Source organism: Prevotella sp. TCVGH (genome assembly GCF_023522295.1).
In the GTDB taxonomy this organism is placed as follows: domain Bacteria; phylum Bacteroidota; class Bacteroidia; order Bacteroidales; family Bacteroidaceae; genus Prevotella; species Prevotella timonensis.
Map to the genome: position 1 here is coordinate 1 of NZ_QFFX01000075.1, position 10,466 is coordinate 10,466.

Annotated in this window: 10 protein-coding genes and 1 pseudogene; 7 read left to right on the plus strand and 4 right to left on the minus strand. The window is 42.6% G+C overall.

Going from position 1 to position 10,466, the window contains the following annotated elements; translation table 11 throughout:
- From DEM91_RS10940 to DEM91_RS10970, 7 genes are all read left to right on the plus strand, one after another.
- The coding region (locus tag DEM91_RS10940; RefSeq protein WP_249858946.1) for a site-specific integrase at positions 1 to 1,005 on the plus strand (1,005 nt) is incomplete at its 5' end.
- A 12-nt stretch (positions 1,006 to 1,017) separates the two neighbouring features.
- Positions 1,018 to 2,301 (plus strand): site-specific integrase, encoded by a 1,284-nt coding sequence (locus DEM91_RS10945; RefSeq protein WP_249858947.1) that lies wholly within the window; start codon positions 1,018 to 1,020, stop codon positions 2,299 to 2,301.
- Between the two features lie 53 nt (positions 2,302 to 2,354).
- Positions 2,355 to 2,840 (plus strand): DUF1896 domain-containing protein, encoded by a 486-nt coding sequence (locus tag DEM91_RS10950; RefSeq protein WP_249858948.1) that lies wholly within the window; start codon positions 2,355 to 2,357, stop codon positions 2,838 to 2,840.
- Between the two features lie 24 nt (positions 2,841 to 2,864).
- On the plus strand, positions 2,865 to 3,119 hold the full coding sequence (locus tag DEM91_RS10955; RefSeq protein ID WP_249858949.1) for a hypothetical protein: 255 nt from the start codon (positions 2,865 to 2,867) through the stop codon (positions 3,117 to 3,119).
- A gap of 380 nt (positions 3,120 to 3,499) precedes the next feature.
- Complete coding sequence (locus tag DEM91_RS10960) at positions 3,500 to 3,769, plus strand: helix-turn-helix domain-containing protein (protein WP_249858950.1); 270 nt, start codon at positions 3,500 to 3,502, stop codon at positions 3,767 to 3,769.
- Between the two features lie 20 nt (positions 3,770 to 3,789).
- Positions 3,790 to 4,101: a helix-turn-helix domain-containing protein gene (locus DEM91_RS10965; protein ID WP_249858951.1), complete on the plus strand. Its 312-nt coding sequence runs from the start codon at positions 3,790 to 3,792 to the stop codon at positions 4,099 to 4,101.
- Positions 4,102 to 4,447: 346 nt separating this feature from the next.
- On the plus strand, positions 4,448 to 4,867 hold the full coding sequence (locus DEM91_RS10970) for a hypothetical protein (RefSeq protein WP_249858952.1): 420 nt from the start codon (positions 4,448 to 4,450) through the stop codon (positions 4,865 to 4,867).
- A 144-nt stretch (positions 4,868 to 5,011) separates the two neighbouring features.
- Here the strand turns inward: DEM91_RS10970 and DEM91_RS10975 are convergent, their stop codons facing one another.
- From DEM91_RS10975 to DEM91_RS12635, 4 genes and pseudogenes are all read right to left on the minus strand, one after another.
- Positions 5,012 to 5,488, minus strand: a complete 477-nt coding sequence (locus tag DEM91_RS10975) for a hypothetical protein (protein ID WP_249858953.1) — start codon at positions 5,486 to 5,488, stop codon at positions 5,012 to 5,014.
- A gap of 12 nt (positions 5,489 to 5,500) precedes the next feature.
- Positions 5,501 to 7,705, minus strand: a complete 2,205-nt coding sequence (locus DEM91_RS10980) for a peptidase domain-containing ABC transporter (RefSeq protein WP_036929038.1) — start codon at positions 7,703 to 7,705, stop codon at positions 5,501 to 5,503.
- Positions 7,706 to 7,708: 3 nt separating this feature from the next.
- Entirely contained in the window at positions 7,709 to 9,766 is a 2,058-nt protein-coding gene (locus DEM91_RS10985) for a hypothetical protein (protein WP_036929043.1), read from the minus strand.
- 155 nt (positions 9,767 to 9,921) lie between these two features.
- Positions 9,922 to 10,466, minus strand: a pseudogene (locus tag DEM91_RS12635) (group II intron maturase-specific domain-containing protein); the annotation flags it as partial.

The window sequence follows — 10,466 nt, forward strand, 5'->3', positions numbered from 1 at the left end:
CTTTCGGGCAAGTTGAACAACACTGTCACGGCAGGGAAGATAAGGGAACTTGTATTCGGGTTAAACAGCGAGTCGCAAGGGCTGCTTCATCATGCGGATGAGTATATTGACCGCTTCCGTGAGCGAGTTGGCATAGATCGCAGCGAAAGAAGACTGAAATGTCTGCTGCTCTTCCGCAAGCATCTGTCTGAATTTTTGAGATGTCGCTACCATGTGGACGATATTCCCGTACAGAAAGTGGACACAGTCCTCATCAAAGACTTGGAGGACTACTTCGCCAAAGAAAAGGGATTCAAGCTCAACACTTCGGCTGGTTATCTCTCCATGCTGGCTTCCTTGCTCAAAGACCTGCATAAACGGCACATCATAGACACCTATCCTTTTATCGGTCATTCCATCCGCTGGGACGTTGGAACACCCCGATACATTACAAGGGAGGAAGTAAACAAGATTGCGGCATTAACCGATAACGAACTGCAAGGCTACGAGCAGGTGTCGAGGGATATGTTTCTCTTTTCGTGCTATACAGGGCTTTCCTACACGGATGTGTACCACCTCACGGCAGAGCATATCATCCACGAGTCTGATATGGATTGGATACGCAAGCCGAGAGTGAAGACGGGCAATGTATGCCACATTCCATTATTACCCGAAGCATCCGCCATCATTGAGCGGTACAAGGGCATTCATACGAGGGCGTTCCGCCACGAACCCCCAAAAGGGTATCTGCTGCCCATACCGGGCTGTGACACGTTGAACATACACCTCAAAAAGATAGCACGGCTTTGCGGTATTCAGAAAACGCTGACCTATCACATGGCAAGGCATACCTTCGCATCGCAGATGACGCTTTCAGAAGGCGTGTCCATCGAGAGCGTATCGAAAATGCTCGGACACAGCCAAATCAAAACCACGCAAGTGTATGCGGAGACTTCTCCCGAGCGTGTCTTTCTGGACATGGAGAAAATACTTCCACAACTCGCACATTATCAACTGACCAACTAAAACCGCAGAACAATGAAAAGTACATTTGCCATACTATTCTACATAGATAGAAGCAAGACCAATGAACACGGAGTATGCATAATCCGTTGCCGTATCACCTGCAACGGCACGTCCTCATCGTTTTCCACGCAGTTGCAAACTTCCCCCGATGAGTGGCTTGCCCGAAAAGGGCGCATCAAGGCGACAGCAGGTAATTCAAGCGGCATCAATCTGCAACTGAACTCAATCGAAGAGTGCTTGCATTCACTCTATGAACGTACATTAAGGGAAGAAAACTATATCACGGCGGAATACCTCAAGGAGCGTTATATGCAGCAAAGTCGCCCTATGCCAACACTTACGGAGTTATACCAAACCGTCTGTAAAGAAAAGGAGGATTTGCAGGGCAGAACACTAAGCAAGGCGACCGTCAGGGCTTTTAAGGACAGCTACAAGAGTTTTGTTCATTTCCTGCAAGTAAGGGACTGGGCAGACTGTATGCCCACAGAGGTGGACAAGACTTTCCTTGAGGACTATCGCCTTTTCATGTTTCGGGACTTGGGAAACAAGGAAAGCAGTGTCGGCAACCGCCTACGCCACTTGCATCAGGTCATTCGCAAGGCATTGCAGGAGCGATACGTTCGTGAAGACCCTTTTGAACTCATAGACATAGAAACGCCTACCTACGAGCGCAATGCACTTACGGCGGACGACCTTCAAAAACTCTTGGCTTACCGTCCGCACCGCTCGACAGACAACCATTGCAGACTTATTTTCCTCTTGGGATGTTTTACGGGGCTGGCATTCTCCGATTTGAAGAAACTCAGAATGGATGATGTTTATACGCTCGGTGATGAACGCAGGTATATCTCCCTCTGCCGAACAAAGACACAGAACAGAAGTATTGTCCCGTTGCTGCCCGTTGCCGAGAAAATACTCGCCATTGTGAGCCACGGACGAAGGGAGGGGCTTTTCTTTCGAGAGTTTCCCTGCAACAGTAATTTCAATAGAACTATTCAGGAGATATGTATTAAGGCAGGACTGCCACCGCATACCCAAGCGACCTCACACACCGCACGGCACACCTTTGCCACGACCATCTGTCTGGAGAATGGACTTCCGATAGAGACGGTGAGCAAGATGTTGGGGCATCGCTTTATCTCCACGACCGAGATTTATGCACGGGTGACCAAGAGCAAGATTGCCAAGGAAATGCAACCCCTGATGGGTAGTGAGCATACAAGGGTACTGCGTAAAGCCTTACGGCTGTGTCCGTCAAGAACACCGAAAAAGTCAAGTCCCATAATTGGGCTGTAACAGCCGTAATGAATGAATCAAAAAAGAAGTCTAACTTTTTAACAAGAAGAACAATGAAACAGAAGAACAAAAAGGAACTTTCCTTCTTCCGATTGAAGTTGGAAAGCTATATGAATGAACATCACCCCGAGCGATTGGGAGACAAGGAGTTTATCACGGCAAGAGCCGATATGGCACTGACCGCCTACTGCGATGCCGTGGCGCAAGGTTTTAATCATTTAGAAGCAGAAAGAATAGCAAGTGAAGTGCTTTTCAGTGGACTGCATTTCTCAAAGTACGATACCCTTGTTTCTGTCTTAGAGGACGAGTTTGAGAGGGAACTTCCTGCACCGCTCCCAGAGAAACTCGTACCTATACTGTTGTCGAACAAGGCTATTCAAGCCACATTCGACAAGTTCGGTTTGACGGACACATTTGCTTCTGACGAGCAATACGACCGTCTTTACACCGAACTGACAGGCACGATAGTGCTGCTCATCGAGAGCAACAACCTGCCAACGGTCAAACAGACGGAGGAAGCAAGCCCGAAGGCGTTGTAGGCAAAGGCGCACGCAAAGTTCCTGATGCCGTTTCTTATCGTGCAAAGGTACAACGGCAGCCTGTCTGCCCTGAAAGGTCGAGTCCTGCGGATGGAGAGAAGAATCTCCACCGCAGGATTTTTCTGTTTCAAGGTGGTATTGCCATTTTCTATATCCATGCGGTCGTATTCATCTCTCCCAACCTTGCAGGGCAGGGCTGCCGTAGAGAGTATAGGCACGACAAGAATACGGCATACTCAGGCTCTTTGGACGCAAGGCATAACAACTAACAACAGATAGGACTGACGATAATACGGACTATCTATTGTTTGTACAATTTGTTGTCATGACTATCTGTTGTCAAAACTATATATCGTCAAAATAATCTATCGATAAAACTATCTATCGACACTTCGACATCTCGATTTGTCGAACTATCGAATTATCGATAAAACAACAAAATAATAAAAGGAACGAGCCGGCACCTCATCTCATTACCGCAATAACACAGACGAATTTCCTTTGTTTTTCTATTGCTTTCCCTCTATTTCCCTGCTTATCCTCATTTCTTGTAGCGGTGCTTCCGAGGGTTTACTTTTGCACCCGAGAAGTACGGCAATGGACTGCATAACAGTTTGTTTGCTGAGTAACAATAAAGTAATCAAAACAAAATTAAGGCAATGAAACTCATTATCATCGACCGCAAAGCGTGGGAGCGACATCGCTCCGAATTTGCAGACTTTATCCATCGTGTGGAGAAACTCATCGGTAATCCTCCTGAGACCGAGCAATGGCTCGACAACGAAGCCGTGTGCAAGCGTTTGGGTATCAGCAAACGTACCCTGCAATTCTATCGGGATACGGGGAAAATCCCTTTCTCAATGATTGGACACAAGTGTTATTACAAACAGACCGACATCAGTGAAATGCTGAATGCAGTCAAGGATTGAAATCAAAGAATGAATGAATTATGTCGGAGAATGAAATCATTACGCAGGAAGACCCTCAGATGCAGTTGTTTTCACAACTGATGGAAGGCACTTTGAAGAAGTTGGAGCGGTATTGTGCCACAGCTCGTCCGATGTTAGATGGCGAGGTTTACCTTTCGAGCGAGGAAGTGTGCAGCCACTTACGGCTCAGCACACGTACGCTCCAAGAGTACAGAAATGCAAGAATACTTCCTTTCTACAAAATCGGAGGAAAGATACTTTACAAACAGAGCGACATACAAACAATGCTTGAAAAGTATTATAATCCAATACCGCAAACAGGTAAGTTATGAGTTAAGTTAAGAAATCAGTCGCGACTTAAGTAAAATGGTCAGTTATGACTTTGGTCAAAAAAATAGTTTCGACCTAAGTCAAAATTAACTTTAGTCAAAAATATGTCAGCTCATAAAGTCAGTAAGTCAAGAAATTAGTCTAAACTTATCTCTTGATTTACTTCTTGAACTTTGAACTCTCGTCTATCAAAAGCGCCCCAGAAAAGTTACTTTATGGAACATAACAAACTATCTCTTTCTTTATACTGGCAAGGTGTGTCTTTGTACCACAAACTGCCGTTTGTACCACAAAGACCCTTGCCCCGAAAGGGGGATTAAATCACTCCAAAGTCGTGATTAGAAAGCAATGAAGAAGCAAAAACAAAAGAAGCCAGACGGCAGATGTGCCACCTACCCACGATGGGATAGATGGCACATCAGAACACCTAATTCCGAAGACCAGCAGAAGCTTATCAGACTCTACCAGAAGTCGGGAGCAAAAACGAAAAGTGATTTTGTCCGAGCAAGACTTTTAGGTGAAGCCTTTAAGGTCATCACCCAAGACCCTGCAAAAGAGCCTTACTTGGAGAAACTCTCCGAAATCGTTTCTATGACTCATAAGATAGGCGTGCTGTACAACGAAGCCGTGAAAGCCCTCAAGACTTATCATTCTGTCGCCACTGCGCAACAACTGCTCAGCAAACTCGAAACCTATTCCCAACTTCTTATTAGACTGCAACAACAAGCAGTACAACTGACAAAATCCCTTAGGGATAGACAAGAGTGAATGCTGATAAATCATAACACCCAACGTTAGTATCGTGCTGTGATTGCCCAATCCATCTTTGGTCAGTTATCAATGTTAGGAAAATAGGATTTGTATGTTGTAGACGGTAATAAAACGTTATGGCAGCAGGTATTCGGATATAGTTTATCCGAATACCTGCTGCCATAACGTTTTATTACTGACGATGATTCTGCAATAGGCTTTCATGTGCTGTTGCAACATTGAGGTATTTTGTCCCTGTGTACTCACTGTGGCTATTGCCATAAAATAGTTTCCATCTTCCCTATGTATGAGCCTGGCTTTATGGCTTGTGATGTTGCAGTTATAAGATGCATTTTCGTTGCCCTCGAAAGATATATAAGCCGTCCTTGGCTCATCGAAAAGATACAAATACTTGTATGGCACAAACACTTGTACTGTCCTTTGATTAATGACCTCACCATTAGCCTCTATGGATATAGGATAAGGTTTCTTGTAGAAAGCAACTGCGAGGGCGAGGACTATTATCGTAATGACAACCGTTCCCAAGCTGACGAGGCGAGGAGGAACTTTACCTATCACGTTCCTCACCTTCTCGCTTCTCAACTCGATATTATCTGATTCTGTTTCTTTCTGTTCCATGTCAAAAACATTTTAGTTTCCCAATTCCAACTGATTCTTCACAAGATTATAGTATGCCCCTCGCTTGGCGGTCAAAGACTCATGGTTGCCTATCTCAACCACTTTTCCATGGTCGATGACCACGATTTGGTCGGCATTCTTCACCGTGCTTAGGCGATGAGCCACAATCACAACAGTCTTGCCCTTATAGAACATATCCAAGTTCTCCACGATGCTTTTCTCATTGTTGGCATCGAGCGAGTTTGTAGCCTCGTCAAGGAATATATAGTCGGGATTCTTGTAAACCGCCCTTGCAATCAAGATACGCTGTTTCTGTCCTTGGCTCAGTCCCACACCATCACGCCCAATCTTGGTGTTGAACTTCAGAGGCAAAGCCATCACGTAATCCTTGATGCAAGCTATCTCGGCAGCTTTCAACAACCTTTCCTTATCTATATCGCCATCATCAACAGCAATATTTCTTGCGATACTCTCCGAGAATATAACACCATCCTGCATGACAACACCACATTGTCTGCGCCACCACTTTTTGTTGAGTTTGTTGATGTCAGTATTTCCAATATTGATTTTTCCCTCCAAGACAGGATAATAACCAAGCATCAAACGGATGAGGGTGGTCTTTCCACTGCCAGATGCGCCAACGATGGCTGTTACCTTACCTTGCGGAATGTGAATACTCACATCGTCTATGGTTTTGCGCAAAGCATGTTGGTCGTACTTGAACATGATGCTCTTGATGTCAATGCCCTCATTCTTATCTTCAATAGAAGTTAGCAAGCCTTCCTTTCCATTCTCATCATCCATCTGGTGAATCTCATTGATTCGCTCCAAGCTAATCTTCACATCTTGCAGAGAATAGAAGAAGTTCATCAGTTGCTCCACTGGTGAGTTGAGCTGTCCGATGATGTATTGCACGGCAAGCATCATACCGAGTGTCATTTGCCCATGAATCACGGCAGTAGCTGCAACTACCGTAATGATGATATTCTTCACCTCATTGATGAAGATACTTCCAGCCTCCTGTGTCTGTTGGAGTTTGAGTGATTTCATCTGTACCCCGAATAGGTCTGCTTGCGTGTCCTCCCATTCCCATCTTCTGCGCTGCTCACAATCCTGCAACTTGATTTCTTGCATAGAGGTGATAAACTCATAAGTTTTGTTGTTGTTGATAGCTTGCTGCTCAAACAGTTCGTAATCAAGTACCTTTCTTCGCTTCAAGAATAAGGTCATCCATACACCATAGAGAATGCTTCCCAACAAGAAAATGACAAACACCAATTTGTTATAGAAAAACAGCACCACCGAAAATACCACGAAAGTAAGCATGGCAAAAGCGATGTTGAGCGTCTGCTGAGTAAGGAAGTTGTTCACACGGCTATGGTCGTTCATTCTCTGCATCAAGTCGCCCATGAGTTTCGTATCAAAGAAAGACATAGGTAGTTTCAATAACTTGATGAAGAAGTCACTTACCAATGATATGTTGATACGTAAGGAAATGTGAAGCAACAACCATCTGCGGATAAAGTCTATTGCCGTTCGGCTGATTGTAAGCATCAACTGCCCCAAGAGTATAAGCCAAACAAAACCTATTTCTTGGTTCTTGATACCGACATCCACGATAGATTGGGTAAGGAATGGCAGGACAAGCTGCAGGAGGCTTCCGACTACTAGACCCAAGATGATTTGTCCGAAATACTTGCGGTATTTCTTCACATACCCAAAGAGAAAGCGGAAAGACCTCTTTTCTTTGATGTTCTCTTCACCTTGCATCTTATAAGTAAAGAACGCAGGAGTGGTTTCCAAGAACATAACAATGCCCTTGTCCTCACCATTAGAGTTCGTGCTTATCCAATGTTGTTTGAACTCGTCTAAGGTATAAGCAACCAATCCCTTCCCTGGGTCTGCGACATAGAACTTCTTGGATTTCTTAATCTTATATAAGACCACAAAGTGATTCTGATTCCAATGGAGAATACAGGGCAATGGAGCTTCGTTTAACATGACGATAGAAATTCTCGCACATGCCGTATGTAATCCAAGAGTATTAGCTGCTTCATTGATTCCTAACATTGAAACACCTTCCGTTGTGGCAAAGCAAAGTTTCGACAGAGAATCTAATGTATATTCCCTGCCGAAATATTTACATACCATTTGCAAACTGGCTATGCCACATTGCATGGAATCATGTTGATGAAGACTTTCTATCGTTTTGGTCATTGATTAATACATTTTCATGATAGCACTATCAATATTCTTATTAACCTCAATTTCTCCACGTTTAGATTTCTTGCCATAGCTAAGGCTGTAAGTCAGTGTTAAATTTATATTACGCCCATTGATTTCGTTAAAAATCCGCGAATTTCTATTATAACACCCATAATCCATTGTTATATGTTGCTTGTCATAACGTGAAAAGGGATTGCGTACTAAAGCCTCAATAGCCAATGCCTTGTGAGTCCAACTCACTTTCCATTCATAGGTAGGACGACATTGGATGAACCACGGTTGTCGAATATCAAGTGATTTATATGGAGTCTGATAATCGAAACTAAGCATCCATTCTCCTGCAAGATAAACCAAGCCACCTTTTATGTGAAAACTGTTGTGCGACATATCGTAAGTAGCCCCTTTTAATGTATTACATTCTTCAATCGCTGTGGCGCTCAAACGCAAATGCTCATTGAATAAATTATAGGTACAACCTACAGTAAACATATTACCGTAGAAAGTTCCGCCATTTATACGAGTATCAAAAATCGTATTCGTATTAGCTGTATACTGATGTACTATGTTGTCAAAATAAATATTACTATCATACGATAAAGCCAAACGAATTTTTCCAATTTGTCCATTGTATGAAAGGGTGTTTCCTAATACTTTCATCGGTGCAATGTCAGGATTACCACAAGTTGCCTCAAAAAAAGATGTCGGAACAACCATTGAATTTTTTTGTGACGGTTCAAATAAAGTATGTGTAAAAAGACCATTTAACGATAAAGAGTGCTTGTTATTAATGACATAGTTTCCACCATAAAAAGCAACAGGCATACAGTAATTATCATGTATGGAGTTTAAAGAAACGGCCGTATTAGATAACCCCGCAGAGATATAGTAATAGTATTTCTCACTATATTTGCTGAGTTGAAGTAATCCAACAGTAATGTTGGAAGTCAGATGCTGTTTTCCAATTGCTGTTCCATCATAATTATCAGTATAATGTTTATAATCATTGCTCAATGCGCCTGCTAGAGTAAGGCTATTTTTCCAAGTTTTCGAATAGCGAATATTACCATTCAGCACATAGTTATTTTCTATTACTTTTGAATTTAATGAAGCTTGTTCTGTCTCTGTATACAGACTGTAGTATTTATTGTGCCCCATAGAAGCAGATGCTGTAACGTCAAAAGCCTGCTCTTTAGGCAACCATAATGTGTAATTTACATATGCTGATGGTGCTATAGATTGGCTGTTATATGAAACAGTACGCTTTGTTGCACCATATGGTTCGGTGTAGTAAATACCCTGTATGGTATTGGAATTTGGCACAGCCTGACGATTAAAGCCAACATAGGTATTTAATCTGTGGGTATTCCCCATGGAGGTTAAGCGCAATCGCATAGCTTGCCCATTATTTATTTTCAACGGACTCTCATCTTTATAATTACGTTCCAAAACGGATTTATCTGAAAAGACAAACATATCATTTCCTTCTGTATAGCTATGGTCTCTATGCCAGTCACCAGTGACGGTTAGGGAAAATGTGTATCGTTTTTTATTAAAATCAGCAAAAGCTAAATATTCCCCCGATTTGTAGGCAAATCCTTCATTTGCAGAAAAATACACATTGCCCCCATAATTCATTTTTACAGTTACAAAATTAACCAATCCTGCTTTACCTGCATATTTCCCGCTTGGAGTTCTTATATACTCTATTGTACGAATGTTCTTTGCACTAAGAGATGCTACATCTTCTGGCAATGCCTCCATTCCATTAATACACAATACAACCTCTCCTCCACTATGAGTAGTAATGCTACGAGTGCGTGCCGATACTTCCAAGTCAGGAGTCTGCATAAGATATAGTAGATTAAAACCATTTGTAGAATGTTTTTTCTCAAGTTGAGTTGGTATCAACAATGCCTTGTTGCTCATTTCAATTTGACCATCAGCAGTAACAACAACTTCTGGCAGTTTTTCGGTCTTGGTACTGTCTGTTTGTGCTGTAATGTCTGTTATTGTGACAAACAGCAAGAAAAAGAATAGATAGTATTTATACATTGTATATCATATTTTAGCATCGACTTCAAAAATAAAATGTCGACGATTATTATAATCGAGTAGGAGGTAAACACTAATCATAGGTGTTTATTTCCTATTTTCGTGTTCACCGACCTCTCACACCACCGTACATGCGGTTCCGCATACGGCGATTCCTATTTTGGGTGCCATTCGAGATACGACCCCATTAAAGTCGCATACCCAGCTGAGCGTAGTCTATTGTTATCTATCGCCCTTGTTAATATAGGACTATCAGTTATTCGCCAATAACTCTTGCGAGTATTACCCCATTCGTATGCTTGGTATTGATTGATACCATATCTGATGAGGTTTGCCACTTTTGTCCTGACTTTCTTCCAAGCTTTCTATATACACATGCGTATTCTACGTCTTAACCATTCATCAGTGTCAAGTAGGAGACATTTCATATTGGCAAGGTGATAGTAACCTACCCAACCTCTTATGTATTCTTTCAGCTTTTGCTTTCTCTTGGCGTGTCCTCATCCATTACTGCGACTTGTCAGTTTTTTTAGCCTTGACTTCATCTTGGCTTTGGACTTTGGGTGTACCGTGAGTTGGTATTTGCCGTTCATTACATAAAAGGAGTAGCCGAGGTATTTCATTCCTCGCACATACGACACTACGGTCTTTTCCTTGTTGACTTTGAGATATAGAGTATTCTCTATAAATCGGGTTATAG

What these genes read in the sequence shown, in the direction of transcription:
- DEM91_RS10960 (WP_249858950.1), top strand. Translation starts at nt 3,500, where the DNA reads ATGAAACTCATTATCATCGACCGCAAAGCGTGGGAGCGACATCGCTCC.
- DEM91_RS10955 (WP_249858949.1), top strand. Translation starts at nt 2,865, where the DNA reads ATGCCGTTTCTTATCGTGCAAAGGTACAACGGCAGCCTGTCTGCCCTG.
- DEM91_RS10950 (WP_249858948.1), top strand. Translation starts at nt 2,355, where the DNA reads ATGAAACAGAAGAACAAAAAGGAACTTTCCTTCTTCCGATTGAAGTTG.
- DEM91_RS10980 (WP_036929038.1), bottom strand. Translation starts at nt 7,705, where the DNA reads ATGACCAAAACGATAGAAAGTCTTCATCAACATGATTCCATGCAATGT.
- DEM91_RS10985 (WP_036929043.1), bottom strand. Translation starts at nt 9,766, where the DNA reads ATGTATAAATACTATCTATTCTTTTTCTTGCTGTTTGTCACAATAACA.
- DEM91_RS10965 (WP_249858951.1), top strand. Translation starts at nt 3,790, where the DNA reads ATGTCGGAGAATGAAATCATTACGCAGGAAGACCCTCAGATGCAGTTG.
- DEM91_RS10975 (WP_249858953.1), bottom strand. Translation starts at nt 5,488, where the DNA reads ATGGAACAGAAAGAAACAGAATCAGATAATATCGAGTTGAGAAGCGAG.
- DEM91_RS10970 (WP_249858952.1), top strand. Translation starts at nt 4,448, where the DNA reads ATGAAGAAGCAAAAACAAAAGAAGCCAGACGGCAGATGTGCCACCTAC.
- DEM91_RS10945 (WP_249858947.1), top strand. Translation starts at nt 1,018, where the DNA reads ATGAAAAGTACATTTGCCATACTATTCTACATAGATAGAAGCAAGACC.